The sequence below is a fragment of the Bifidobacterium asteroides genome (assembly GCF_003202695.1).
Lineage (GTDB): Bacteria > Actinomycetota > Actinomycetes > Actinomycetales > Bifidobacteriaceae > Bombiscardovia > Bombiscardovia asteroides_G.
Map to the genome: position 1 here is coordinate 413,595 of NZ_QGLL01000001.1, position 25,675 is coordinate 439,269.

At 61.1% G+C, this 25,675-nt stretch carries 22 protein-coding genes; 19 read left to right on the forward strand and 3 right to left on the reverse strand.

Annotated elements, in window-relative coordinates; genetic code table 11:
• Positions 1 to 195: 195 nt before the first annotated feature.
• From DKK75_RS01605 to DKK75_RS01625, 5 genes are all read left to right on the forward strand, one after another.
• Positions 196 to 1,344 (forward strand): phosphate ABC transporter substrate-binding protein PstS, encoded by a 1,149-nt coding sequence (locus DKK75_RS01605; RefSeq protein ID WP_110451708.1) that lies wholly within the window; start codon positions 196 to 198, stop codon positions 1,342 to 1,344.
• On the forward strand, positions 1,341 to 2,294 hold the full coding sequence (gene pstC, locus DKK75_RS01610; RefSeq protein WP_110451709.1) for a phosphate ABC transporter permease subunit PstC: 954 nt from the start codon (positions 1,341 to 1,343) through the stop codon (positions 2,292 to 2,294). Before DKK75_RS01605 ends, pstC begins: the two co-directional genes overlap by 4 nt.
• Positions 2,291 to 3,271, forward strand: coding sequence for a phosphate ABC transporter permease PstA (pstA, locus tag DKK75_RS01615; RefSeq protein WP_110451710.1), 981 nt, complete (start codon positions 2,291 to 2,293; stop codon positions 3,269 to 3,271). Before pstC ends, pstA begins: the two co-directional genes overlap by 4 nt.
• A gap of 31 nt (positions 3,272 to 3,302) precedes the next feature.
• A complete protein-coding gene (gene pstB / locus DKK75_RS01620) occupies positions 3,303 to 4,082 on the forward strand; it encodes a phosphate ABC transporter ATP-binding protein PstB (protein ID WP_110451711.1) in 780 nt (259 codons plus the stop codon).
• Positions 4,083 to 4,150: 68 nt separating this feature from the next.
• Positions 4,151 to 5,137, forward strand: coding sequence for an AEC family transporter (locus tag DKK75_RS01625; protein WP_110451712.1), 987 nt, complete (start codon positions 4,151 to 4,153; stop codon positions 5,135 to 5,137).
• A 4-nt stretch (positions 5,138 to 5,141) separates the two neighbouring features.
• Here DKK75_RS01625 and DKK75_RS01630 read toward each other — a convergent pair whose 3' ends face one another.
• Positions 5,142 to 5,345, reverse strand: coding sequence for a hypothetical protein (locus DKK75_RS01630; RefSeq protein WP_110451713.1), 204 nt, complete (start codon positions 5,343 to 5,345; stop codon positions 5,142 to 5,144).
• A gap of 207 nt (positions 5,346 to 5,552) precedes the next feature.
• Here DKK75_RS01630 and DKK75_RS01635 point away from each other — a divergent pair, with 207 nt between their 5' ends.
• Positions 5,553 to 6,953 (forward strand): NCS2 family permease, encoded by a 1,401-nt coding sequence (locus DKK75_RS01635; RefSeq protein ID WP_110451714.1) that lies wholly within the window; start codon positions 5,553 to 5,555, stop codon positions 6,951 to 6,953.
• Positions 6,954 to 7,646: 693 nt separating this feature from the next.
• On the opposite strand, the gene DKK75_RS01640 is transcribed toward DKK75_RS01635, so the two are convergent.
• Together DKK75_RS01640 and trxA are read right to left on the reverse strand one after the other, a co-directional pair.
• A complete protein-coding gene (locus DKK75_RS01640; protein ID WP_110451715.1) occupies positions 7,647 to 8,654 on the reverse strand; it encodes an aggregation-promoting factor C-terminal-like domain-containing protein in 1,008 nt (335 codons plus the stop codon).
• A 154-nt stretch (positions 8,655 to 8,808) separates the two neighbouring features.
• On the reverse strand, positions 8,809 to 9,153 hold the full coding sequence (trxA, locus tag DKK75_RS01645) for a thioredoxin (RefSeq protein WP_110451716.1): 345 nt from the start codon (positions 9,151 to 9,153) through the stop codon (positions 8,809 to 8,811).
• Positions 9,154 to 9,324: 171 nt separating this feature from the next.
• On the opposite strand from trxA, the gene DKK75_RS01650 reads away from it, so the two are divergent.
• The 13 genes from DKK75_RS01650 (at position 9,325) to DKK75_RS01710 (ending at position 25,647) form a co-directional block, all read left to right on the forward strand.
• Positions 9,325 to 9,954 carry an NUDIX hydrolase family protein gene (locus DKK75_RS01650; protein WP_110451788.1) on the forward strand — a complete coding sequence of 210 codons (630 nt, stop codon included), beginning with the start codon at positions 9,325 to 9,327 and terminating at the stop codon, positions 9,952 to 9,954.
• Positions 9,955 to 9,977: 23 nt separating this feature from the next.
• Positions 9,978 to 10,835 (forward strand): alpha/beta fold hydrolase, encoded by an 858-nt coding sequence (locus DKK75_RS01655; RefSeq protein WP_110451717.1) that lies wholly within the window; start codon positions 9,978 to 9,980, stop codon positions 10,833 to 10,835.
• A complete protein-coding gene (gene nudC / locus DKK75_RS01660; RefSeq protein ID WP_110451718.1) occupies positions 10,832 to 11,869 on the forward strand; it encodes an NAD(+) diphosphatase in 1,038 nt (345 codons plus the stop codon). The genes DKK75_RS01655 and nudC overlap by 4 nt, the downstream gene beginning before the upstream one ends.
• Positions 11,870 to 11,950: 81 nt before the next feature.
• Entirely contained in the window at positions 11,951 to 13,555 is a 1,605-nt protein-coding gene (locus tag DKK75_RS01665) for a L,D-transpeptidase family protein (RefSeq protein WP_110451719.1), read from the forward strand.
• Between the two features lie 39 nt (positions 13,556 to 13,594).
• Entirely contained in the window at positions 13,595 to 14,008 is a 414-nt protein-coding gene (gcvH, locus tag DKK75_RS01670) for a glycine cleavage system protein GcvH (protein ID WP_110451720.1), read from the forward strand.
• A gap of 10 nt (positions 14,009 to 14,018) precedes the next feature.
• A complete protein-coding gene (locus tag DKK75_RS01675) occupies positions 14,019 to 15,209 on the forward strand; it encodes an App1 family protein (RefSeq protein ID WP_110451789.1) in 1,191 nt (396 codons plus the stop codon).
• Between the two features lie 7 nt (positions 15,210 to 15,216).
• Positions 15,217 to 17,640, forward strand: a complete 2,424-nt coding sequence (locus DKK75_RS01680) for a S9 family peptidase (RefSeq protein ID WP_110451721.1) — start codon at positions 15,217 to 15,219, stop codon at positions 17,638 to 17,640.
• Positions 17,641 to 17,706: 66 nt separating this feature from the next.
• Positions 17,707 to 18,750: a 3-isopropylmalate dehydrogenase gene (locus tag DKK75_RS01685; RefSeq protein WP_110451722.1), complete on the forward strand. Its 1,044-nt coding sequence runs from the start codon at positions 17,707 to 17,709 to the stop codon at positions 18,748 to 18,750.
• 707 nt (positions 18,751 to 19,457) lie between these two features.
• On the forward strand, positions 19,458 to 19,745 hold the full coding sequence (locus DKK75_RS08235) for a TM2 domain-containing protein (protein WP_375314984.1): 288 nt from the start codon (positions 19,458 to 19,460) through the stop codon (positions 19,743 to 19,745).
• Positions 19,727 to 20,971 carry a lipoate--protein ligase family protein gene (locus DKK75_RS01695; RefSeq protein WP_110451723.1) on the forward strand — a complete coding sequence of 415 codons (1,245 nt, stop codon included), beginning with the start codon at positions 19,727 to 19,729 and terminating at the stop codon, positions 20,969 to 20,971. The genes DKK75_RS08235 and DKK75_RS01695 overlap by 19 nt, the downstream gene beginning before the upstream one ends.
• A gap of 124 nt (positions 20,972 to 21,095) precedes the next feature.
• Complete coding sequence (locus DKK75_RS01700; protein WP_110451724.1) at positions 21,096 to 21,815, forward strand: Crp/Fnr family transcriptional regulator; 720 nt, start codon at positions 21,096 to 21,098, stop codon at positions 21,813 to 21,815.
• A 41-nt stretch (positions 21,816 to 21,856) separates the two neighbouring features.
• Complete coding sequence (locus DKK75_RS01705) at positions 21,857 to 24,151, forward strand: transglycosylase domain-containing protein (protein WP_258333107.1); 2,295 nt, start codon at positions 21,857 to 21,859, stop codon at positions 24,149 to 24,151.
• A 134-nt stretch (positions 24,152 to 24,285) separates the two neighbouring features.
• On the forward strand, positions 24,286 to 25,647 hold the full coding sequence (locus tag DKK75_RS01710) for an NADH:flavin oxidoreductase/NADH oxidase (RefSeq protein ID WP_375314985.1): 1,362 nt from the start codon (positions 24,286 to 24,288) through the stop codon (positions 25,645 to 25,647).
• The last annotated feature ends 28 nt before the right edge of the window (positions 25,648 to 25,675 follow it).

Sequence of the window (25,675 nt, forward strand, 5' to 3'; positions counted from 1 at the left end):
ACCTTATAATATACCAGGCCGTGGATTGTGATTGGGTTTTTCCACACGGCTGACGCGGTTGTGAAGACCTTGTTTGACGGTCAGCGTTTCCAGTATGCTGTGTGAGGCGAGTTTCGGTAATGTGAATACGGGAGGGTCCGACACGGGCTGATGAGGACGGACGTTTGATATGCAACGGCGGTCAAGGTAGGTAGCATGCATGCACATGGTCACGGTCGTGGAAGATTCCCGGCCCTCCTCATGTCACTGGCAATGATGATTCCCCTGGCAGCCTGCGGCGACAACGTCCCCATTGAAGGCAGCGGAGCAGGCAATACTGCAGATCAAGCCTTGTTCCAGGGCGAGTTCGCCGGATCTGGCGCATCCTCCCAGCAGAGCGCCGACGAGGCCTGGATAGCAGGCTTCCGCAAGCAGCACCCGGGGGCGCGCATCTCCTATGATCCGGCGGGTTCCGGTGCTGGAGTCAACGCCTTCCTGTCGGGCTCGACCATCTGGGCTGGTACCGATGCGCCGTTGACTGCCGATCAGATTGAGCGCTCGCGTCAGATCTGTGGCTCCGGTACAGCCATTGACCTGCCCGTCTATGCCACTCCGATCGCCGTGGCCTACAATCTTCCTGATCTGTGGCCGAAGGGTTCAGACGGCCATCTGCGGATGGATCCGGCTCTGATCGCCAAGATCTTCTCCGGAAAGGTTACCAACTGGCGGGATCCGCGCATAGCAGCGCTCAACCCGGAAGCCAATCTGCCCGATCTTGACATCACCGTGATTCATCGTTCGGACAAGTCCGGCACCACGAAAAGCTTTCTGTCCTATCTGCACGATACGGCTGGGTCCGCCTGGCCTTATCCAGCGGGCGAGAATTGGCCCAATGACCTGGGACAGGGTGCCAAGGGCACTGCCGGCGTGGTCATGACCATGAACCAGGCGACGGGCACCTTCGGGTATGCGGACGCGGCCCAGACCACCGGACTGGGCACCGTGGCCGTGCAGGTGGGGAAGACCTGGCAACCGCCTGCAGCCAAGACCGTCGCCAACCTGCTGGATGCCGCCCAGCGGGATCCTCAGGCCAGCCAGCCTGGACGGGTGGTCCTGACCGTGGACCATCGCACCAGCCGTGAGCACACCTATCCCATCGTCCTGGTCTCTTACGACGTGGTCTGCACGGCCTATCGACATGATCCGGACGGGTCCAAGGCCCAGTTCGCCAAGGCCTGGCTGACCTATCTGCTGAGCGAGCAGGGCCAGCGCATGGCCGCGGCCAACGCAGGCAGCGCCGAGCTGGGGCAGGGACTGCGCAGCCAGGCCATGGCCTCGGTGGAGACCATCGGGGGGAAGGCATGACCGACAAACCAAACAAGACCGCAACCCTGAACAAGGCCAAGCGGGTGGACCAGATCTTTAAGGCCTGCGCCGCCGGTGCAGGCATCCTGATACTGCTGGCTCTGGCTGCGGTCACCCTCTTTCTGATCCTGCGCGCGTTTCCGGCCTTCACCGGAGATCCGGAGTCCCGCACCCAGGCCATACTCGCCCTGAGCGGTGGACGGGCGAGCAGTTTCCTGGGCTATGTGGGCCCGCTGGTTTTCGGCACCATTCTGATTGCCGGCCTGGCCCTGCTCTTGGCATTCCCCGTCTCGCTGGGCATCGCCCTCTTCATCGGCTACTACGCCCCGTCCCGCCTGTCCGCGCTGCTCAGCACAGTGATCGATCTGCTGGCTGCTGTGCCCTCGGTGATTTACGGACTCTGGGGGGCCCTGGTCCTGGTTCCCAATATCACCGGCTTCTGGCGCTGGCTATCCGTTCATCTTGGCTGGATTCCATTGTTTTCCGGTCCTGTCGCCGCCCCGGCCCGGTCCGTGGCCACTGTGGCCCTGGTGTTGGCGGTCATGATTCTGCCCATCATCACCTCGGTCACCCGCGACATTCTGGTCCAGGCTCCTCGGCTGCAGCAGGAGGCCGCCTTGGCTCTGGGAGCCACCAAGTGGGAGATGATTCGGCTTGCGGTCCTGCCCTTTGGCCGCTCGGGCATTATTTCGGCATCCATGCTGGGGCTGGGACGCGCCCTGGGCGAGACTATGGCGGTGCTGATGATCCTCTCGCCGGGCTTCAGCTACTCCCTGCAGCTGCTGCAGGCTTCAAAAAGCCAAACCATCGCCGCCAACATCGCCGCCCAGTTCCCCGAGGCGGACTCCCAGGGCGTGGCCCTCCTGGTGGCCACCGGTCTGGTCCTCTTCATCATCACCTTTATCGTCAACTATCTGGCGCGCAGGATCACAGCAAAGGCGGGTGCATGATGACAAGCCGAACTGATCGCGGACCGGTCATCGATTTTGATCGCTTCAGGCCTACCAGATCCTCCATTCGTGCGCGCAAGCGCAAGGACCGGCTGATGACCGTCCTGATCGGGCTCTCCTTTCTGGTCGCCCTGATCCCGCTGGTCTCGGTGCTCTGGGTCAGCCTGTCCAAGGGGATGCAACGGCTGACACCGGACTTCCTGATCCACAACATGAGCGGGGTAGTGGGCGGCAACCCCACGCCATCAGGAGGATACGGCGGCATCCTGCACGCGGTAATCGGCACCCTGGAGATCACCTTTGGATCCATGGTCATTTCGATTCCGGTGGGCGTCATGTGCGCGGTCTATCTGGTCGAATACGCTCATGGAGGCCGTCTGGCCAAGGCCATCGGTCTCATGGTGGATGTGATGAGCGGGATCCCCTCAATCGTGGCCGGCCTCTTCGCTTTCTCCATGTTCGCTCTGGTGGTCGGGCCAGGCACCGTCAATGGACTGGCTGGTTCGGTGGCCCTCTCTCTGCTCATGCTGCCCACGGTGGTCAAGACCTCCGAGGACATGCTGGCCGTAGTTCCCAATGACCTGCGCGAGGCGGCCTATGCCCTGGGGGTGACCAAGCAGCGGACTATTACCAGCATTGTTCTGCGCACGGCCCTGCCTGGCATCGTCTCGGGCACCATTCTGGCTGTGGCACGAGTCATCGGTGAGACGGCGCCCCTGCTGATAGCCTCGGGCTTCATCGCCACCACCAACCCCAACCTCTTCTCCGGGAGGATGACCACCCTGCCGGTCTTCGTCTACAACGAGTATTCCCAGGGTCTGGCCGTCTGCGGGCCAGGTGCTGACCCGGGATGTCTGACCGACATCCACATGCAGCGGGCCTGGGCGGCGGCCCTGGTGCTGATCCTCATCGTCCTGCTGCTCAACCTGCTTGGGCGGCTGGTCTCGCGCATCTTTGCTGTTGGGCGGGCCCGTTGAACACCGCCATGAGAGGAACGGAGGCCGGAACATGGGCCAACGAATAGACATCAGCCATCTCAACGTCTACTACGGAGACTTTCTGGCCGTTCAGGACGTGAACATGCGCATTCAGGCCAACAAGGTCACTGCTTTTATCGGTCCTTCCGGCTGTGGCAAGTCCACGGTTCTGCGCACCCTTGACCGCATGCACGAGATCACCCCAGGGGCGCATGTGAGCGGGCAGGTGCTGCTGGAGGGTCGAGACCTTTACGGACCGGATGTAGACCCGGTCGAGGTGCGACGGGATGTCGGCATGGTCTTCCAGAGGGCCAATCCTTTCCCGACCATGTCCATCCGGGAGAATGTTTTGGCCGGCATCCGGCTCAATAAGAAGCACATCGCCAAGTCGGACGCGGACGACCTGGTGGAGTGGGCCCTGCGCGGGGCCAATCTTTGGAATGAGGTCAAGGATCGCCTGGACAAGCCCGGCGTCGGGCTTTCGGGCGGCCAGCAGCAACGGCTCTGTATCGCCCGTGCCGTGGCCGTGCACCCCCAGGTCCTGCTCATGGACGAACCCTGTTCGGCGCTGGACCCCATCTCCACCCTGGCTGTGGAGGATCTGATCAACGAGCTCAAGCGGGACTACACCATCGTCATCGTCACCCATAACATGCAGCAGGCCGCCAGAGTCTCCGATTATACGGCCTTCTTCAATCTCAAGGCGGTGGGTCAGCCCGGCCACCTGGTGGAGATGGATGACACTACTACCATCTTCTCCAATCCGCACGAGGCTGATACTGAGCGCTACATCTCCGGTCGTTTCGGCTGAGACGGAACCGGCCTGCGCGGCCGCCCGTCGGTTATCATGGTTCCGGCATCCATGGAAGGAGAGACGGCATGGAAGTATTGCTGGAACCGGCCACCCTCTTGGGCATCATACTGGTGGGCTACCTGTTCAAGCGCTTTGGCCTCTTTCATCCGCTGGACTACCGGGTGCTGCAGACCGTTGTGTTCGACCTGGTCCTGCCTGGGGCCATCATCCACTCCTTCGCCACCAACCCTCATGATCCCAGCATGCTTTTGGTTTCGGCCTTCGCCTTCGTGGCCTCGCTCATTCCGCCCCTGGCCATCTTTCTGACAAGCAGGCATCGGCCCAAGGCTGAGCGGGCTTTTCTTATGCTCAACGGATCAGGCTTCAACATCGGATGCTTCTGCTTCCCTATGCTCCAGTCCCTGCTTGGCACGGCAGCTCTGGTGCCTGCCGCCATGTTCGACATCGGCAACTCGGTCATGGTTTCTGCCGGGACCAACGTCATGACCCAGGGGCTCCTGCATATTCGACCGGGCCGGTCCCTGGATCCTGCTGCGGGAGAGCCGGTCAAGCTGGATGACCCTGATGCCCGGAAGCTCCATCGCAAGGCTGCGGCCATCTCCATAGCCAAGGGCTTCCTGGGTTCGCCCTCCTTTGATACCTACATGGTCATGGTGGGCTTTACTTTGACCGGGGTCTCGCTGCCAGGCTGGTCGGCCCAGATAACCCGCCCCCTCTCGGCTGCCAACGCCTTCTGCTCCATGCTTATGGTCGGCATGCTCATGGAGCTGCCCGGCGGCCGGGATGACATCAAGGCCGTACTGCAGGTTCTGGCCTGGCGGCTGCCTTTCGGCATCCTGTTCGCTGCAGCTGCATGGTATTTACTGCCCTTCGGGCCTCTGGTCCGTCAGGCGGTGGCTCTGTGCTGCCTGGCTCCGACAGCGGTGTTCGCCACCATGTTTACCGACAAGGTGCTCGGCAACGCACGCCTGGCCGGATTTACCCTGGCACTGACTGCGCTGATCGGTGCCGTGCTCATGGTTTTGGCCCATCTGCAGATGGGCCTTCTTTAAGGATTCAGTCTTTCTTGCTGTCTTTGCCCTGGGCGTGGCGCTCCTGCTCCTGACGAAGGGTACGGCCTTCGCGGGTGCGCTGCTTGTTGACCGTGGCGGCTGCAATCCGCTCGGCGGTGCGCTCTTCCTGCCCACGATCGACTTCGCTGTCGTGTACATGCTGGTATTGCTTCTGATCGTCCTGGTCCCAGTGATTATCCCTGGCCATATGCCCCTCCTCGAAAGCGCAGTGCCCTACAGTTGATCCCCATTCTGGGGGACGGCTTCAGGGCCCTGCCTTTACGCTGATTATAGGCAGGCTGAAGGCTCTGCAGCGGTATTTGAGCTCGATAGGAGGGACTTGTAACAGAAAAAGCCGAGAGCTCGTGATATTCTTCTCATGTCTCATCGCCAAATAAGACAAAAAGGATCGAATATGCATAAGCTATTTCGGCTTTCGGACAATAATACCACAGTCTCTACGGAAGTGGTAGCAGGCATCACCACCTTCTTCGCCATGGCCTACATCATCGTGGTCAATCCCTCGGTGCTTTCCACGGCGGGCATGCCTTGGGGTGCCGTCTTTCTCGCCACTCTGATTGCTGCCATCATAGGCACCCTGATCATGGCGCTGGTGGCCAACGTCCCCTACGGCGTGGCGCCAGGAGTTGGACTGAATGCTTTCTTCACCTTCACTGTGGTCAAAGGGCTGGGCTTCACCTGGCAGCAGACCATGTGCATGGTCTTCCTGTGCGGCCTGATCAACATCCTGGTCACCGCCACCAAGCTCCGCAAGATGATCATCCAGGCTATTCCGCCCCTGCTCCAGCACGCCATCGGCGGCGGCATCGGCGTCTTCATCGCCTATGTGGGTCTGCTCAATGTGGGCATCATCAAGTTCACCCCCGACAAGACCTCGGCGGCAGGAGCCAACCCTGGGCTGACCACCTTCAACACCTCCGGTGTCATCCTCTTCGTCATCGGCTTGTTGCTGACCATCTTCCTGCTGATCTTCAAGTTCAAGGGTCACTTGGCCTTCATCAACAAGGGGGCCTTCGTCATAGCCATCATCGTGGTCACGCTGCTGGGCATCCCCATGGGGGTCACCAACATGGCCAAGTCGGTTGATCTGGGTCAGGCCTGGTCTCAGCTGCCGCAGACCTTCCTAGCCATTTTCAGCCAGGATGGATTCCCTGCCCTCTTCGCCGATCCAGCCAAGCTGCCAGTGGTTCTGGTGACCATCTTCGCCTTCTCCCTGTCTGACACCTTCGACACTATCGGCACCTTTGTTGGCACCGGCCGGCGCTCAGGCATCTTCTCCGCTGAGGATGAGCAGGCTCTGGAAAGCGGCCGCGGCTTCAGTTCCAAGATGGATAAGGCCTTATTCGCCGATGCTACGGCAACCTCCATCGGCGCCCTCTTCGGCACTTCCAACACCACTACTTATGTGGAGTCCGCAGCGGGCATCGCAGCAGGTGGTCGTACCGGCCTGACCTCGGTGGTCATCGCCATCTGCTTTGCGCTTAGCGCCGTCTTCGCTCCGTTGATCTCGGCTGTGCCCTCGGCGGCCACTGCCCCTGTTTTGGTCATTGTGGGCTGCATGATGATGAGCTCCTTCGCCGAGATTGAGTGGGGCGAGCTGTCTGAGGCCATACCGGCCTTCTTCACGGCCATCTTCATGGGCTTTGCCTACTCGATCTCCTACGGTGTGGCCGCCGGCTTCATCACCTACAGCCTGACCATGGTCTGCAAGCGCAAGGGCAAGGAGGTCCATCCCATCATCTGGGCAGTATCGGCCCTCTTCATCCTGGATTTCGTGCTCCAGGCTGTCCTCTGAAACAAGGTCTTCGATTCCATGTCTATCCAAGTCGTGCAGGATGCGGTCTTGTCGATCTGCTGGCTAGGGGAGACTGAGAGAGAACAATAAGCAATTAAGACAGCCGTAGGGCCTCGTCACATGTGTAGTGACGAGGCCCTACTGGTTTGTTATCTGGCTGAGTGTGGGTTCTCAACTGACAGTCTCCCGTCGTGAAGCGAGCTGGAATCTCTCGCTCGGCCCCTGGGAGGGGGGGAGAGTGCCGGTGTGGATTAAGGGGAGGAGTTGGCGCCATTTTTCATGGGCTGCGAAGTCCACTGAACCTCCAGACGGTGTCGCTATTCTAGGCGCGGATCTAACGGGCTGGTGCGAGGGCGGTCCAGCGCCCTCCTGATTGGCTCGGCAGTGCTTGGCTGGTTTCTTGCCTCCTGCGCGAACGTGAAAAAGTTGCCCAGTAGATAGGTATATCTTGACAAGGCAGCAAATAGTCTGCGTCGCATGGCCGTCCAAGGATCCTGGCTGGAATGGGTCGTGGTTGGTGTCGCCTATGCTGCTGGTCTTGTGGTGAGCAAACATAACATTGTTAAAGCCCAGAACGTGATTACAATGACCGCATTATTAGTTACCTTGCATTAGTGCGCTTGCATAGAAGATCCCCAGCAGACTAGTAGGAAGTCTGCTGGGGATCTTCTGGTTCAGACGGTTTGAAACAGATCAGTACCAGTTGGTCGCTTGGGATTGGGCCCATGCACCGCAAGGGGTTCCGTAGCGGCCTTGGATGTAGCCCAGCCCCCAAACTATCTGGGTATGGGCATCGGTCTGCCAGTTGGGGCCGGCCGAGGCCATCTTGCTGCCGGGCAATGCCTGAGGAATGCCGTAGGCGCCCGATGGGTTGGAGGCGTTGGTCCGCCAGCCGGACTCCTTGTTCCACAGCTGAACCAGGCAGGTGAACTGGTCCTCGCCCCAGCCGCGCGAGGTGACCAGACCATGTGCGATGCTTTGGGCCTCACCGACAGGGACTGTAGTGGTGGTCGAGCCGGCCTGTGCGGGGGTGCCGCCACCAGTGCCTACTAGGATCACCTTATCGACGGGGACCGTCTTGACGAAAGAGGCAAAAATATTGCTGGTCAGATGCTTGTTGCCGGCCGCCGTGACCAGACTGGTGGTCTCCATAACACCGTTCTGTCCCTCCGTCTTGACCTTAGTGGTGCCTGCAGGGAGGGAGCTGGTCTTCTCTTCGATGGTGTTGAAGGGGATGGGCGACTCATCCGTTTTGACCTGGGCGCCGGCTCGGTCGATACGGATGACGGTCTTCTCGTTGACGCGGGTGGTCAGAGATGGGGTGATCTGATCTCCTGGCTGCAGGGTGATGTCCCCGGCCTCCAGCACGGACTTGACGTTGGTGAAGCCTGTTCCCAGGACCACCTTGTTCTTCCCGTTGATCTGCACATTCACATAGGAGGTGTTCGTGTTGGCACCACCCGCACCGTTGCGGATGGCCTGCCTGGTACTGCCGCGGGACACGGTGTCCAGATCCTGGGTGGCGGAATAGGAGGTCACCCCTGACTTGGCCGAGCTCTCGCTGGATGTGTAGAAGTCGCGCGAAACAAAGCCTGCGCCAACGACCATGCCGAGAACGGTAACACCTGCAGCCAACCGCAGCCACTGACGCTTGGTCAGGGCCTTGACCGCACTCATCCGTCCTCTACGGTGGTTCGCCATTACTCTCCTCTGTTGGACGACAGATCCTCAGTGACAGTCGATTTATCGTTTCCTATCGACTATCGGCCGCATGCTTCCGCTAGGGCCGAAATGGTCACTGGACAAACACAGCTCTACTCTAGTGCAAACCTGTCCTGGAGCCAACTCAACCAGCTCAGACCTGTGCCGGTGTTGACAAATCAGTCTTGCGCGCCTGGTCGATCAGGTCGTCCAGGTCCGAAGACCTGAGCGCTCCGGCTTGCTTGAAGATGATCTGCCCCTGCTTAGTGATCATCAGCGTGGGCACCGCCTGAATGTCGGCGGCTGCGGCCAGATCCTGGTTCTGGTCGATGTCCACCTTGCCGAAGACGATGTCGGTGTTGGTCTGCGAAGCCTTCTCGAAGATGGGGCCGAAGGCCTTGCAGGGGCCGCACCAGGTGGCCCAGAAGTCGATCAGCACCAGGTCGTTGTCCTTGATGGTCTGTTCGAAGTTTTCCGAGGTAATAGTCGTGGTGGCCATGATAATGCTCCTTGAAGTCGTTTGACTGTCGCGCGGGAAGCCCCCGTGCTTAGCAACCGCTTTCAACCAACAGCATTCCATCAAGGCTGGAGAAAGCGCTCGAATATGCTCTGGGTGGAGATGTCCGCCGGGGTTCCGTGGGCGGTCAAGCCTAATGCGGATAATGGAGCCATGCCAGTGCTGAACGACGAGATTCCCGATGATGACGACTTCGATGCCGATCGCGACCGAGGCGCCTTCTCCCACATCACCCCAGAGGACTTCAACAGGGGTTTTTCGGGCTCGAATCCTCCCGGATGGCTGGACCGTGATGCCATCGACCGTGCGCGCCGATGTCTCCCGATGGCCTATGTGGAGGTAGTGCCGGTTCGCGTGGACGAGATGAGTGCCGTCACCCAAGTGGGCACTCTTCTGCGCGTGGATGATCAGGGCAACATCGAGCGCACTCTGATCACCGGACGAATCCTTTACCACGAGACCATCAGGGAGGCTTTAGCCAGAAACATCGCCAAGGATCTGGGCCAGCTGGCCTTGCCTATGCTGCCTTCCAGCCCACAGCCCTTCACCGTGGCTGAGTTCTTCCCTACGCCAGGGGTCTCGGAGTACTACGATCCGCGCCAGCATGCCATCGCCCTGTGCTATCTGGTGCCGGTAGCAGGGGACTGCAAGCCCCAGGATGAGACGCTGGACGTGGAGTGGATCGATCCCAAGGGCGATATGCTGGAGTCATTCATGAGCCAGATGCCCGGCGGGCACGGCAAGGTGCTGCTGAGCGCTCTGACCTGGGCCGGTGCATTGTGAGTCGCAAATCGTTGGAGACGGGCATGACCATTGCCAATACCGTATATCGCCATGGGGAGGGGCTGCCCTTGGTGCTGGTCCATGCATTCCCTGTGGACCACCGCATGTGGGATCGGTGTGCGGCCTCGCTGATCGCGCAGGCTGATCGTGCGGATATGTCTCCCTTCCCTGTCTATGCTCCGGATATGCCCGGAGCAGGCGATAGCCTCCTGCCTGAACCAGCGGCCTGTGGTCCGGCAGACTCAGATGGCGCCCTGCCTGCTGCGCTGGATGCCATGGCCCGTGCCTTTGCGGGCATGGTCGCTGCCACAGGAGCGCAGAAGGCCATATGGGTCGGACTTTCCATGGGCGGCTACCTGGTCGAGGCCGTAGCCAGGCTTTATCCGCAGATGGTGGCTGGGCTGGCTTTGTGCGACACCACTATGATGGCTGACCGTCCAGCCTCCCGGGCCAACCGGCTGCGAATCGCCCGAACCTGCGAGGAGGAGGAGACGCTTGATCCGGTCATGCACTTCGCCAGGCCCCAGGAGGGCGATTCCACGGTCAAGCGTTCACCCGTCTTCGTACAGACCATGACCGAATGGATATTGTCCCAGGATCCCAGGGGCATCGCCTGGCGGGAGCGGATGGCCGCAGGTCGCCCGGACCAGAGCGATCTGGTCGGCCGCATCCGGGTGCCTATGGCCCTGGTCAGCGGCCGCTGCGACCCATCCAGCCCCCCGCGTGCCATGGAGCCTTTGGCTCAGGCCATGCGTCAGGCTGGAACCGATGTCACTTTCACGGCCATTGACGACTGCGGTCACTTCAGCGCCGTCGAGCATCCCGACCAAGTGGCCGCTGTACTGCTGGACCTGGTTCGTCGCGTAGAAAGGCAGTCATGAGCGGTCCTGAGACAGTTTTCTCCCCATTGGCCCTGACCGGGACCCTGCCCTTCCTGCCTCTGGCTCAAGGTGATGTGGATTACGACACGGCATCGCGGCAGCAGCCTGGTCTGCTTGGCCATCTGCTGGCTCAGGAGGGTACGGGGGTCATCCTGGTGCGTGGCGCCAAGGTGGCTGTGCCCAGAGGCAAGGGGGCGCTGGCTGGTCGAACCGGGGCCAGCATCCGCCTGGCCACCCTGCCTGCTGCGTACTTGCAGGTTCCTCTGGCGGGCTCATCAGACCAGTCTGAGCCGCCTTGCTACTACCTGGGTACGGCAGGCCGGCAGTCCTGGCTGGCTTTGGATCTGGATCTTGCCTGTGCCCATCACAATGCCGGGGGTCCTCTTGGCGGCCTGATTCAGGCCGCTGATCAGCGTTTCGACTGGCTCACCCTGCGTGAGTATGCCCCTCATGGTCGCCCGCGGCAGGTGGGTATAGCCACCTGCGCAGTCGCTCTGTCGCTATGGCATGGACGCCAGGTCTTCTGCCCTCGTTGCGGCGCGCCGGTCCGTCCCAGCCAGGCCGGCTGGGCCCAGCTTTGCCAGGGTGATGCCTCAGGGGATAGGCACACGCTCTTCCCCCGCATCGAACCTGCGGTGATCATGGCCGTAGTGGACGGCCATGATCGGCTTCTGCTTCAGCATAACCGGAAATGGGCTCCCGACTTTCGCTCGGTCACTGCCGGATTCGTCGAGGCTGGTGAGAATCTGGAGCATGCGGTTCGGCGGGAGACCCTGGAGGAGGTGGGTCTGAATCTGGGGGAGATGCGGTATCTGGGATCCCAGCCCTGGCCCTTCCCCTCCTCTCTGATGGTGGCCTTCAGAGCCAGATCTCTGAATACGGACATCCGGGTGGATGGTCAGGAGACCGATGATGCCTGCTGGTTCACCCGGGAGGAATTCGGCGGTGCTTTAGCATCCGGTCGGCTGCGCATACCACAGGCGGCTAGTGTGGCCAGGTACATGATTGAGCAGTGGTATGGCAGCGAGCTCTGATTCGTCAGTGCGGTGTCGCACTCCCGGACATGGTCTCGTCGTAAGATATTGCGAGGAATTGTCAGCAGCGAAAGGTGTGTTATGGCCATGGAGGGGCAAGAAGAGCCTCGTATCTCGGATGTCGGCCAGGCCGAAACTGTGACCATGCCGCCGACGACCGACAATGTGCCTGACCCTGTGGACCTGTTCGCCAACGGACAAGCCGATCGGGCCTTTGGCCCAGGTGCTGGCCACAAGGCTCCTGCGAGCAGTCATCGGATGCGCATCATCCTCGCTCTGTTGCTCCTGGCCGTGCTGATTCTGGTGGGTTGCTGGTTCGGCGCACACGCCTTCTTCCGTGAACGGGTGGCTCCTGGCGTCACCCTAGGCGGGCAGGTCATGACTGGTCGGACCAGCGACCAGGTTCGGCGTATCGTCGATCAGCAGGTCCATGACTCCCAGGTGGATCTTAAGGGTGAAGGCACTTCGGCAAAGGCTGGTCTGAAGGATCTGGGCGTAAGCGTGGATTCAGATGCCACGGTCGCCCGGATTATGAGCGCCAAGGGCTCTGCGGACATTTCCCGGCTGAATCCTTTCCTGAGGGAGGCGGTGCCGCTGGTGGCCGATCGCGATCAGCTGGCTATGAACAAGTATCTGACAGAGCGCTTCATCGACCGCCAGGACCGTTCCGTTCCCTCCACAATCGTCTTTGATTCAGGCGCACACGCCTTCCGTGCTCAGGAGGGTCGTGCAGGCAAGGCGCCTGAGCTCGGCCGCGTGCAGGATGCCGTTTCCTCCCTGATCGACAAACCCGGCAGACATCTGGCCGTAGGTGTGGTTTATAAGGACGTGAACATGCCGATCAGCCTGGACGCCGCCAATCAGGTGGCCTCTCAGGCCAATCAGCGGCTGGCCAAGGACCTGGTCATCAAGGGTGCGGATGACGATCTCATGACTGTGCCGGCAGCAACTGTGGCTACCTGGGTCAAGCCGGTCACCGATCTGGAGAAGGGGACCATGGAGCTAGGCTTTGATCGGCAGGCCATCAAGCAGTATCTGGACCAGGAGCTGGCCCGGCAGCTGGACCGGAATATGGTAACCGCTGTCAATGTCAAGAACACCAAGGGCGATGTGGTGGCTGAGATCACCAAGGGTGTGGACGGAGTCCGGGTCACGGATGCGTCCGCCACTGCGGACCTGGTCGTCCATGCCCTCGAACAGGGCGACACGAATCCAGTCCAGGCGCCCGCCGACATCACTCCCCACAAGGAGCAGACACGGGTGGCCCGCTACGACGTGCCCGACGGCGATGTCTGGATTCAGGTCAATCTCAGCAATCAGACAGCAACCGCCTACCACGGCACCACTCAGGTCAAGACGTTCCCCATATGCTCAGGAAAGCCCCATGACGGCAGATGGTCCGACACTGGTACCTTCTTCATCAATGTGCGCTACGCGGTCCAGACCATGCGCGGGGAGGGCTACGTCACGCCCAATGTCAAATGGATCTCCTACTACAACGGCAGCGAAGGCTTCCACACGGCCAATTGGAACTATGAGGGCATCGCCAGGGGCGACCCTGCCCAATACGGATCCCATGGCTGCATCAACATGTATGAACAGGATGCCAAGTGGATCTTTGACAATGCCCCAATCGGGACCATGGTCAAGGTGGAGGGCCAGGTTCCGGCGGGTCCGGCCCGCTAGGAGCGCTTGCCGCGGCAGACGGTCGAGTAGGCTGGAACCATGAGCGATGAACATAGCGATGGAACTTCCCGCCTGGATGTGCCCGACCACCTGCGGTATTCCCAGGATCACGTCTGGGTCGACCCCAGTCAGTCCCCGGCGCCCATGGGCGTGACCGAGTATGCGGCGGACCAGCTGGGAGACCTGGTTTTTCTGGACCTGCCTGAGACCGGCACGCACGTCGATGCCGGCGATGAGGTCATTGAGCTGGAGTCCTCCAAGGCTGTGGAGCCGGTGGTCTGCCCGGTGGCAGGCACCATAGCCTACGTGAACCGGGCAGCCTCGGACGATCCTGAGGTCATCAACTCGGATCCTTATGGGGAAGGCTGGATAGCCAAGATCGACCTGGAGGGCGATGAGCCCGATCTGATGAGCGCCGAGGAATATGCTCAGCTGCTGAAGAGCCTGAACTGACGGTTTGGTCGTGACCAGGCGATCCGGCAGCAATGAAAAGCCCCTACAGGTTCGGTCGGTCAGCACCACCTTCGATTCGGCTGTGCCTGGGGAGGGCATCCAGAGCATGCCTGCACCGGTACGTCTGCTGAGACGCGCGATGACCAGCGCTTTCGATCTATGGGTAGGGCTGTCCATCAATATGACCGGCCGCATGGGCTGGTCGGCTGATGTCCAGCCCTATGTAGGCTATGGAACCGAATCATATTCCCGGCTGATCTGCCGTACCATTCTGACTGACGGCCGAAGACGCGAGGATCCGGCCATTCGCGGCATCCGTGGCCTACTGACTGTGCCCGCACCCAGGACCAGGGTCAGACTGGCCATCGATAGCACCGCAATCGGAAGGGTACGGGTGGGTGATTCCTCGGTCTACGACGCTGTAGATCCCAGCCGTAGCTTGAGCGCGAATGCAGTCTTCTCTGACCGATCGGGCTACCTGGATCTGGTGGCCGAGCACCGGCTGACCCCGGGTGTGCATCGGGTCTCCTACCAGGTGCGGGGACGCCCTGCTGTCGATGCGCCCCTTTACATCGTTCCTGGCCAGACTCCTGTCGGGGTCATATCCGACGTGGACGACACCATCATGATCAGTCAGGTGCCCAACCGCTGGAAAGCCGCTTGGAACCTGCTCCTGTCAAACCCTCACCGCCGTTCCTCAGTGCCGGGTATGGCCGTGCTCTACAACCGGATCCGCGACCTGGACCCCCGGATGCCTTTCTTCTATCTGTCGGCATCGCCTTGGAATGTGGAGGGATCCATACGCGGCTTCATCCGTGATCATGGATTTCCAGCCGGCCCCTTGCTGCTGCGGGATCTGGATCCCAGGCCCAAGACCTTCGTGCCCTCCATCGTGCAGCACAAGATGGAGTTCATTCGCCAGCTCATGGCCGACTTTCCCAAGATGCGCTTCGTGCTCATGGGAGACGACGGGCAGAGCGATCCCTCCACCTTCGCTCAGGTGGTGAGGCAATATCCGGGTCGGGTCCTGGCCATCGGCATCCGCCAGCTGAGCCCCCAGGAGACGGGTCTTGGGTCCCTGTCCAAGCGCACTGCCACGCAGCCGATGCCGGTGACGGATGTACCGGTCTTCTACGGGACTACGGGCGCCAACCTGATGCGAACCCTGCTGCCTTATCTGCGTCGCCGTTCCCGAATATAATCGCCCCATGAGTTTTTCGGCCGTCAATCCCGCCCCGCCTCGTGCACAGCGCAGTCCCGTTGATCGATGCTTCCATGGGGATCACTTCGAGGATCCGTACGAGTGGATGCGCAACAGGGGGGATTCTGCCACTAAGGCCTATGTGCGAGATCAGAACCGCTACTGCCAGGAAAGGCTTGCTGGTCAGGAGGATTTGCGGGCCACCCTGTTCAAGGAATTCACCGACCGTGTACAGCAGACCGACATGTCGGTGCCGACCCGAATGCACGGCTACTGGTACTTCTCCCGAACGCTTAAAGGCCAGGAATATGGGGTGCAGTGCCGTCTGCCGGTGCGTGGCCAGGATGATTGGGATCCTCCGGCCGTCCAGGCTGACGCAGAGCCTGGGTCCATGCCGGGCGAGGAGGTCATCTTCGATGCCAACGCCGAGGCTGAGGGCCATGACTTTTTCTCCCTGGGATGCCTGGACCTGAGCGCTGATGGTCGATTAATGCTATACGGACTGGATATTCAAGGCAACGAGCGCTACGACCTGCGCATCCGGGATCTGGCCGAAGGCCGAGATCTGCCCGATCGGATCGACCAGGTATCCTCCGGGGCGGCGCTGACCCCCGACGGCCGTTGGGTCTTCTACACCGGCCTGGACAAGGCCTGGCGACCGGACACGGTCTGGCGGCATAAGGTGGGCACTTCGTCCGACGAGGATGTCCTGGTCTATCAGGAGGGTGACGAGCGCTTCTGGGTAGGTCTGGGGCTCAGCTATGACGAATCAGCCATGTTGATCGCCACCGGGTCCAAGACCACCAGCGAGGTGCTCATGCTGGATCTGGATGACCCTCAGGGGGAGTTTGTGCCGCTGATTGCCCGCAAGGAGGGAGTTGAATACGACATCAGCCTGTCCCGGTTCGAAGGTGTTGGTCCGGCGGGGGAGGACCTGCCGGTAGCCGTGGTCTACCACAATGTGAACAATCCCAATTTCGAGGTGGATCTGATCGATCTGCGCAGTCACCGTCCGCCCTTCCACTTGGGTGAGGGGGTGCTGCTGGCCCAGGGCAGCCCCTATGGCTGCGAACGCTCTGGCGACCTGGCTTCCCTGCCGCCAGAGAAGCCCTATCGGGATCCGGCCAATCCTGCCATCCTCCAGGGCGCTCGCGGGCTGGGCATCGAGGGGCTGGGCATCCACCGCAGCTTCGTGGTCCTGACCTATCGCGCCGACAGTCTGCCCCATATGGCTGTTATCGCCAAGGACCAGGCACTGGAAGATCTGCAGGCGGGCCGTCCGTGGCGCTTTCGCGAAGTCCTGCCAGATCAAGACGGGGCCGGCGTTGACCGTCTCTACAGCATCGGCCCCACGGACAACCCCTCTTACCAGGCCCCTGGGCTGCGCTACATCCGCGGCAGCTATGGGACCCCGGCCGAGCTGCGGGAGCTGGATCCGGTCCGGGGTGTGGATCGGTTGCTCAAGCGGGCTCGTGTTCTAGGCGGCTTCAAGGCCGAGCGCTATGCCGAGCGTCGAATTCTGGTCCGTGTCAGGGATGGGGCTCTGGTGCCGGTTTCCCTGGTCTGGCGGCGGGGAATGCATCCAAAACTGGATGTCTGCGGAAGGACCGGGTTCGACGACACGGTCATTCAAGCCCCGGACCATCACGAGCGCCGCCCTTGGCCGGACCAGGATCCAGACAAGTCTGCGCCCATGTTCATCACCGGGTATGGTGCCTACGAGATCAGCCAGGACCCGGGTTTCTCAACTGGACGACTCAGCCTGCTGGACCGTGGCGTGCTCTACGCGGTTCCCCATGTGCGCGGCGGCGGGGAGATGGGTCGCGCCTGGTACGAGCAGGGCCGTCGGCTGCACAAGGTCAACACCTTCCTGGACTTTATCGACGTGACTGCCGCTCTGCAGGCCCAGGGCTGGGCGGATCCTCGTCATACGGTGGCCAACGGCGGGTCGGCCGGCGGGCTGCTGATGGGAGCGGTGGCCAATATGGCCCCCCAGCTCTATGCCGGCATCGAGGCGGATGTGCCCTTCGTGGATGCGCTAACCACTATCCTGGACCCGGATCTGCCGCTGACCGTAACCGAATGGGACGAGTGGGGAGACCCCTTGCATGATCAGCAGGTCTACCGGTACATGCGTTCCTACTCGCCTTATGAGAACGTTCCTGACGCTGATCGGCGGCGTCGGATCTTCGGCGGCGACCACTTTCCTGCCATCCTGGTGACTACATCCATGAACGACACCCGAGTGCTCTATGTGGAGCCGCTCAAGTGGGTGGCCAGGTTGCAGGAGCCGCAGGTGGGAGCCGATGCGCTGATCAGGATCGAGGTCCAGGCAGGCCACGGAGGCATCAGCGGACGCTACCGGCAGTGGGAGGAACTGGCCTTCGAGAACGCCTGGTGCCTGTCCATCATGGTCCCCGGAAGTCGCTGAACCAGGCTTGTCCGGGATTCGGTCAGGGCCAGGAAACAGCCTCGGCGGGCTCGTTATGCTCGTGGTATGACAAATAGCAAGCAGAAAACATATCACATTGCGGTCATTGCCGGTGACGGCATCGGCAAGGAGATCGTTCCCCAGGCTCAGGCCGTTTTGGAAAAGGTTACCCGGGGCAAGGCTGATATTCGCTATGAGGACTTCGACCTGGGCGCTGAGCGCTACCTGCGTGATGGAGCTATTCTGCCCGACGAGGATCTGGACCGGCTTAAGCAGCAGGACGGCATCCTCCTAGGGGCCATCGGCGACCCCCGCATCAAGGCCGGCATCCTGGAGCGGGGCCTGCTGCTCAAAATGCGTTTCGAGCTGGACCAGTATGTCAATCTGCGCCCCTCCAAACTCTACAAGGGAGTGGTGTCGCCCCTGGCTAATCCGGGTGACATCGACTTCGTGGTCGTGCGGGAGGGCACCGAGGGGCTCTACGCCGGTGCTGGCGGTTCTATTCGCCGGGGCACTCCCCAGGAGGTGGCCACCGAGGTATCCATCAATACGGCCTATGGGGCGGAACGGGTCATCCGCTACGCCTTCCAGCTGGCCATGAAGCGTCGCCGCCGCCTGACTCTGGTCCACAAGAAGAACGTGCTGACCAATGCAGGAGACATGTGGCAGCGGCTGGTTGATCAGGTGGGCCAGGAGTATCCCGATGTGGAGCGCGAGTACCTGCACATCGATGCCTCCACCATATTCCTGGTGACCGAACCCAGCCGTTTCGACGTGATCGTGACCGACAACCTCTTCGGCGATATCCTCACGGATGAAGCGGGAGCTGTGGTGGGAGGCGTGGGCTACTCGGCATCCGGCTGCATCAACGCCTCGGGCACCTACCCATCCATGTTCGAGCCCATTCATGGTTCAGCTCCTGACATTGCAGGCAAGGGGATCGCCAACCCTACGGCGGCCATTCTCTCGGCGGGGATGCTTTTGGATCATCTGGGCTTCGAGGATGAGGCGGCCAGCATTGAACGGGCCGTGGAGGACGACATCGAGCGCTCCGGTTCCACCCAGCGGAGCACGAAGCAGATCGGCGAGGATATTCTGGCTCGTCTGTGACTTGGCCGCATGGCGGCTAGACTGGAGACATGACTATGGATGATGCCCCCCAGCCGGATCACCGGCAGTCGAGCGATATGCCGACAGCAAATCCTGGCTTTGGCACGCCTTCATCCCCGCCGGTGCCGCCCGGGCATCGGGAGTCTGCCGGAAGGGATGCTGTTGCCGGAGCAGCCTTGCCGGACCAGTCCAAGGCAGAAGCAGCTGACCGGCAACGACAGGTCCCAGGCAATCCTGCTGGACATCTGCATCAGACGGGTCAGCGCCCTTCTATTCAGTACCCTTACGGTGGGTATCCGACCGGTCAGGGCATGAATGTCCAAGGCATAAACGGACAGGGGGCCGGTGCTGGATATCCGTTTGCTCCTCAGAACGTCGGTCAATATCCGGGAGCGTATCGGTCAGGGCCCGATCGGCCCGGTCCGTATCGGCCCGCTGGGTATCCAGCCGGTCAGCAGTATCCAGCCGGACAGTATTCTGGCGGGCAGCATCCCGGCCGCCAGAGTCCCCAAAGACCCCATCAGCCGGGACCACCAGGCTATCCCGGCCAGTACTCGGCTGGCCAATACCCTCAGGGTGGATACCCCAGTAATCAATACCCAGCAGGTCAGTATCGCCGCAATCAGTATCCTGGAGGTCAGTATCACCCGCGGAACCCCACGCCCCGGCCTTACCCGGTCATGCCCCAAGACGGGTACCACGAGGCTATGCCCAACAGCAAGCGCCCCTATCCGATATCGCCCACCCCGCATAGCAAACTGACAGCCGGAATTCTCAGCCTCTTTCTGGGCTGTTTCGGCGTGGGCAATTTCTACCTGGGCAGGACCGGCCGGGGCGTGGCTCAGCTTATGCTTACCCTGATCGGCTTCTTCTTCTTCTTCCTTGGGCCGACTATCGCCATAATTTGGGGAATGGTCGAAGGCATCCTGATTCTGACATCCTCACCCGACTCTTTCTGGCATCGTGACGCTCGCGGATGGGAGCTGACGGATTGAAGTCGGCCCGCCTGCGTGGCGTCGGGAAGCAGGCGGGCGGCAAACTGGCCGCTGTAACCCTGACCTTGGGCGAAGATCCAGCCTCCTGTCCGGTCATTGCCTCCTGCAGGATTGACGGCGACTTTTTCACGGAGCCATCTGCGACAGCCTCCCAGGAATCCGAAGAGGATCGTGGACCAGTATCACGATTGGAATCCGTAATTTGCGATATGCCGCTGCCTCTTGATCCTGGTATGGCTCTGGAAAGGCTGGGCAGGGTCATGGCAGACGGGGACGGCCAGCGAATTGTCGGCGTTTCCGCATGGACCCTGGTAACCGCGCTGGAGCAGGCCCTGCCGACTGGGCTGGTCATCTTCAGACAAGGGGAGGTCCCGCTGCCATCATCGTCGGACCAGGCCTCTTTCCGGCAGTCGCAGCCGGACGAGGCCGAATGCCGTCGCCGCTGGTCTGGGCTGAAGCTGGATCTGATCAGAGATCGTCCACGGGAGCCGGTCATGCAGATGGCCATGGATCAGGCCCTCAATGATGCCGTGGCTCAAGGCCAGCTGCCGCCCACCCTGCGCATCTGGAACTGGTTGGCGCCAGCCGTGATCCTGGGACGTTTCCAGTCCTTGAGCCGAGAGGTCCACATCGAGCGGGCGCGCAGTCTCGGCTTTGCGCTGGTACGCCGTTGCACCGGCGGTGGCACCATGGTCATCCAGCCTGACCGGGCCATTACGTATTCCCTCTATCTGCCTCTGGATTTCGTGAAGGGGGCGGACCTGATCGATTCCTACCGGATCTGTGACTATTGGTTGGTCAGAGGTCTGCGTATGCAGGGGGTTCAGGTCGGCTGGCAGGGCATGAATGATATCGCCTCTCCGCAGGGCAAGATAGGGGGCGCCGCCCAACGCAGGCTGCCGGCAGGCTCCCTGGGGCCGGGCGGACTGCTCCACCACACCACCCTTTCCTACTCGGTGGATGCCGATCTGATGGCTCAGGTGCTCAACGTGGACCCCGAGAAGTTCCATGACAAGGCCGTGGCCTCGGTCAGAAGCCGGGTGGATCCCATCGACAGGCAGACCAGTCTGTCCCGTCAATCCCTGATTGATGCCCTTCTGGATACTCTGCCCTCCCTGGTGGAGGATCTGCGTATGTCTAGGCCTGCGCCCGAAGTTGAGCAGCGGGCCCGTATCCTGGCCCGGCAACGCTACGGCCGTGAGGAATGGACCGCTCAGATCGCCTGACGAGGCAAGGGGGTTGATGTGTATGGGTATAATCGTGCTCAGTCGCGTCGAACCCGGCGTGAGGTCATCAACCATGCGTGAGTCGGTGCAGACCCGCCAGACATGGCGAAAAGGAGTGAGAAGTATGGCGGTTCACAAGCCCAATGAGATTCCCGATGATGGGAACGCGCTCAGGCAGACCGCCCTATTCAAACAGGTGCACAAGCAGGACGCCGACCAGCTTCTGGACACTATGCGTGAGTTCACTTATGCCAAGGGGTCCACGGTCTTCCGACAGGGGGACACCGACCATCGCATGTATTTGCTGGAGGAGGGACGAGTCAAGCTGGTCCGCCAGTCGCCAGACCGTCGCATCCAACTGCTCAGCATCCACGGACGCGGGGAGATTCTGGGTGAGATTCCCGTCTTTGACCCTTCTGGAGGACCGCGTACAGCCTCGGCTGTGGTCATGGTCAACAAGACCAAGGTGGCAGCTCTGGATCACGATACCCTCTTCGACTGGCTCAACCAGCACCCCAAGGTGGCTGTGGACATGCTTCAGGTGCTGGCTCACCGCCTGCGAACTGATAACGAGCGCATCTCCGACTTGGTTTTCCTGGACGTGCCGGCCCGCCTGGCCAAGACACTGCTGGATCTGGCCACACGCTTCGGCGAACCCTTCGAGCAGGGGCTGATGGTTCCTTATGACCTGACTCAGGAAGAACTGGCCCAGCTGGTCGGTGCCTCACGGGAGACCGTCAACAAGGCCCTGATGGACTTCTCCAACCGGGGATGGATATCTCGCAAGGGTCGCACCATCATCATTTTCCAGCCAGGGCCTTTGATTCGACGCTCGCGTATGTGAACGCCGCCGCCCGGTAGAGCCGACGGCCTAGGATGGAGACCATGCCCGAACAAAAGAAATCCATGTCGGTCAGGCGCTTCTTCACGCTGCTGCTGGCTTACCTCATCTTCTGCGTCGCAGGTGGCGTGGTCGTCTCTGGTTTCCTGCTTCCCGCTGTATTCGGCATCAACGCCGCCTCCAGGAATCTGATGCCTGCCTTGAAGACGGAGAACATCGACTTCAACGTCAACGATTTGCCTCAGCAGTCCCGCCTCTACGCCTCCGACGGGCATACGGTCATCGCCACTTTCTATGCGCAGAACAGGATAGTGGTGCCCATCAAGGATGTTTCCGACTATATGCAGAAGGCTGTGGTGGCCCGCGAGGACCGTCGTTTCTTCGAGCATGCCGGCGTGGACACCCAAGGCGTGCTCAGGGCTTTCATCCAGACCTACATCAAACAGGGCGACACCCAGGGCGGATCCTCTCTGACCCAGCAGTATGTCAAAAACGTGCTCATGAGCCAGGCTGAAGAAAACAACGACCCCATCGCCGAGTACCACGCCCAGGAGGAGACCATAGCCCGCAAGATGCGGGAGATGCTGATCGCGGTGCAGATGGAGAAGAAGTATTCTAAGGCTGAAATTCTTCAAGGGTATTTGAACATTGCCCAGTTCGGCACCAACGTCTACGGGGTTGAGTCGGCAGCCAGGCGCTACTTCAGCAAGTCAGCCAAGGACCTGGACCCGGGCGAGGCCGCCACCATTGCCGCCGTGACCAAGAATCCCGCCCGCTTCGACCCCACCGTCAATGTCAAGAACGCCCAGGAGCAGCGCGACATCGTTTTGGATCTGATGCGGCAGGAGAACTACATCAACCAGCGTCAGTATGACGAAAACAAGGCCAAGCCGCTGGATCAGATGCTGCATGTGCAGTCTGTGGACGCCGGTTGCCAGGCGGCCGGGGACGCAGCCTTCTTCTGTGATTATGTAACTAAGCAGATCCTCAACTCCAAAGAGTTCGGCAAAAGCCAGGAAGAGCGCAACAAGCTCCTCAAGGAGGGCGGCCTGTCTATCTACACCACCATGGACGTCAACGCCAATGCCGCAGCCATGAAAGCGGCCCGTGACACCATTCCCGTGGACGATCCAAGCGGCTTCGAAGTCACTATAGCGTCCATTCGCCCGGGAACAGGCGAAGTTCTGGGCTTTGGCATCAACCGCATCTACGATGCCACCCAGAACTCTGGGGGCGGCACCCGCACAGCCATCAACTATGCCGTAGACCAGATCGACGGCGGCGGATGGGGCTTTCCTGTGGGATCCACCTGGAAGCCCATCAACCTGGTCTCTTGGATGAAGGCCGGGAAATCCATCAACCAGCCCTTGCGCACCTCCACGGGATACCCGCAGGCCTCCTTCGCCTGCAAGACGGCGGACGGCACTCCCTACGGGTTCGGCACCGGCAGCTGGCATGTGGAGAACTCGGGCGGCGGCACCGTCTCGCCGGAGTCCCCCCTGCAGGGCCTGGTACGCTCGCACAACACCACCCAGGCCTCCATGGCCCAGCAGATCGGTCTGTGCTCCATAGCCGACACGGCCAAGGAAATGGGCTACCACAATTCGCCCAAGGATCAGATGGATATTCACTCGTCCAATACCTTCCAGCCGCCTATGACCATCGGCGCGGTTCAGGCATCCCCGCTGACCATGGCCAACGTCTACGCCACCATCGCCGCCAAGGGAGTGGCGTGCAGCCCCATAGCCATGACCAAGGTGATCGACAAGAACGGGCAGTCCGTCAAGGTGCCCAAAGCCAACTGCCATCAGGCCATCGATCCCGGCATTGCCGAGACCACTGCTTATGCGCTCAATCAGGGTGTTGTCCAGCCCGGAGGCGAGGCAGCAGTCACTCAGCTGGATGGAGGGCGCAAGACTTTCGCCAAGACCGGCACCCATGAGGACAAGTACATGCTGACGGGCGGGTTCGTACCCCAGGTTGCCGCCTATGTCACCGTGGGCAATGCGGAGGGTCAGGTCTCCTTCACCAACAGGACCATCAACGGACGGTCCATGCACACCTGGTACGGCATGTATATAGCCACGCCTGCCTGGAAGGAGTTCATGAACACGTACCTGGCCGCGGCCAACATCCAGCCGGACAACTCCTACGGCAATCCCGATCCCAGGTTCACCGGCGGGGTTCAACAGCCTCAGCAATCCCAACAGCGGGAACAGTCCCAGCAACGGTACACGGACAGCCAACGACAGACGAACCGACGTGGCCAAGGAAACCAGTCAGGGACTCAAAATACTGGTCCGGACCAATCGCAAACGGTAAATTCGCCAGAGGACTAGGGCCTGGTTGGATGGTCTTTCAACAGGTCCCGACAAGGTCCAGTGAAGGGCTGTGCCTACAATGAGACCATTAGGGATTCGTCGACGGGTGGACCACGAGGGGTGTGGACGCCCGCCGGGAGAGGCAGGAACAGATGGTCCAGAAATATTCAGAGCTGGATGACAAGGCCCCTCGGGCCGAAGGCCCGGTCAATGAGGATCAGGCAATACCCGGGCCGGTGAACGGCTCTGGCATATTGGATGTGTCCAAGCCGAGCTGGTCGTTTGAACCGGGTGCCGACGACGGGAAGAACAAGGCTGGCAAGGGTGCCAAGGGGATCAAGCCGTCCAAGAGAGGCAAGAAGGCCAAGAGGGTTCAAAAGGCCGGGAAATCAGGATCCGGCAAAATGCGGGAGTTGTCCCTGCCTGTGCTTTTCCAGCCCATGGACTTGCGCGACCAGCATATCCGCAACAGAATCTGGATGCCGCCCATGGATACCTATTCGGCCCTGCGGCACGACGGGGTTCCTACCAACTTCCACTATCAGCATTATGTGTCCCGGGCTTTGGGAGGTTTCGGAGTCGTCATCGGAGAGGCCACCGCCGTCAATCCTCAGGGGCGGATTTCCCCCTGCGATGTTGGGCTATGGAACGACGAGCAGGCCAGGGCCTGGCAGGGCATCGTCCGGGATGTCAAGGCCGCTGGAGCCGTGCCCATCGTCCAGCTCAACCATTCGGGCCGCAAAGGTTCCTCAGGGTGCTCCTCCATGGGCTATATCAATGCTACCGTGCCCGTGGCTGAGGGCGGGTGGCAACCCGTAGGCCCCAGTCCTATCGCCTACGGCAGGATGGCGGTCCCGGTCCAGCTTTCGCGGGCTCAGATAGCCTCCATTGTCGCTGACTTCCGCTCTGCTGCTGTCCGAGCCGTTCAGGCTGGCTTCCTTGGGGTGGAGCTGCACGCCGCCCACGGCTACCTGCTCTCTGAATTCCTCGACCCGTTGGTCAACCGCCGCAACGACGAATACGGGGGCGATCTGTCCGGCAGGATGCACCTGCTGATCCAGGTGACTGACGCTGTGCGTGAGGTCATTCCCTCGGGCATGCCCCTGCTGGTGCGCATGTCTGCAACCGACTGGGCGACTGGCGGATGGGGTCTTGACGAGACTATCAGCACTGCCAAGGTGCTCAAGCTGCACGGGGTGGATCTGATTGATGTTTCCACCGGAGGTCTGGTGCCTGGTATGAAGATTCCGGCTGCTCCCAACTACCAGGTGCCATTCTCCTACCAGGTGCGCAGCCAGGTGCTGATTCCCACCACAGCGGTGGGGCTGATCACCAAGCCCAAGCAGGCCGACCGGATCGTGCGCAAGGGCCTGGCAGATGCGGTCGAGATCGGTCGAGCCAGTCTGCGCGACCCCTATTGGCCGCTCAGGGCTGCATACAAACTGGGGCTGTCCGCTCAGCAGACTCCCTACCCTGAGCCCTACCGCCGCGGGGCCTACGGCACCGCACGCTGACAGCGGCCATGGATGCTGTTCGCTGCGG

Coding starts and splice junctions, on each gene's coding strand:
- DKK75_RS01605 (WP_110451708.1), top strand. CDS start 196: ATGCATGCACATGGTCACGGTCGTGGAAGATTCCCGGCCCTCCTCATG.
- pstC (WP_110451709.1), top strand. CDS start 1,341: ATGACCGACAAACCAAACAAGACCGCAACCCTGAACAAGGCCAAGCGG.
- pstA (WP_110451710.1), top strand. CDS start 2,291: ATGATGACAAGCCGAACTGATCGCGGACCGGTCATCGATTTTGATCGC.
- pstB (WP_110451711.1), top strand. CDS start 3,303: ATGGGCCAACGAATAGACATCAGCCATCTCAACGTCTACTACGGAGAC.
- DKK75_RS01625 (WP_110451712.1), top strand. CDS start 4,151: ATGGAAGTATTGCTGGAACCGGCCACCCTCTTGGGCATCATACTGGTG.
- DKK75_RS01630 (WP_110451713.1), bottom strand. CDS start 5,345: ATGGCCAGGGATAATCACTGGGACCAGGACGATCAGAAGCAATACCAG.
- DKK75_RS01635 (WP_110451714.1), top strand. CDS start 5,553: ATGCATAAGCTATTTCGGCTTTCGGACAATAATACCACAGTCTCTACG.
- DKK75_RS01640 (WP_110451715.1), bottom strand. CDS start 8,654: ATGGCGAACCACCGTAGAGGACGGATGAGTGCGGTCAAGGCCCTGACC.
- trxA (WP_110451716.1), bottom strand. CDS start 9,153: ATGGCCACCACGACTATTACCTCGGAAAACTTCGAACAGACCATCAAG.
- DKK75_RS01650 (WP_110451788.1), top strand. CDS start 9,325: ATGCCAGTGCTGAACGACGAGATTCCCGATGATGACGACTTCGATGCC.
- DKK75_RS01655 (WP_110451717.1), top strand. CDS start 9,978: ATGACCATTGCCAATACCGTATATCGCCATGGGGAGGGGCTGCCCTTG.
- nudC (WP_110451718.1), top strand. CDS start 10,832: ATGAGCGGTCCTGAGACAGTTTTCTCCCCATTGGCCCTGACCGGGACC.
- DKK75_RS01665 (WP_110451719.1), top strand. CDS start 11,951: ATGGCCATGGAGGGGCAAGAAGAGCCTCGTATCTCGGATGTCGGCCAG.
- gcvH (WP_110451720.1), top strand. CDS start 13,595: ATGAGCGATGAACATAGCGATGGAACTTCCCGCCTGGATGTGCCCGAC.
- DKK75_RS01680 (WP_110451721.1), top strand. CDS start 15,217: ATGAGTTTTTCGGCCGTCAATCCCGCCCCGCCTCGTGCACAGCGCAGT.
- DKK75_RS01685 (WP_110451722.1), top strand. CDS start 17,707: ATGACAAATAGCAAGCAGAAAACATATCACATTGCGGTCATTGCCGGT.
- DKK75_RS08235 (WP_375314984.1), top strand. CDS start 19,458: ATGCCCAACAGCAAGCGCCCCTATCCGATATCGCCCACCCCGCATAGC.
- DKK75_RS01695 (WP_110451723.1), top strand. CDS start 19,727: ATGGGAGCTGACGGATTGAAGTCGGCCCGCCTGCGTGGCGTCGGGAAG.
- DKK75_RS01700 (WP_110451724.1), top strand. CDS start 21,096: ATGGCGGTTCACAAGCCCAATGAGATTCCCGATGATGGGAACGCGCTC.
- DKK75_RS01705 (WP_258333107.1), top strand. CDS start 21,857: ATGCCCGAACAAAAGAAATCCATGTCGGTCAGGCGCTTCTTCACGCTG.
- DKK75_RS01710 (WP_375314985.1), top strand. CDS start 24,286: ATGGTCCAGAAATATTCAGAGCTGGATGACAAGGCCCCTCGGGCCGAA.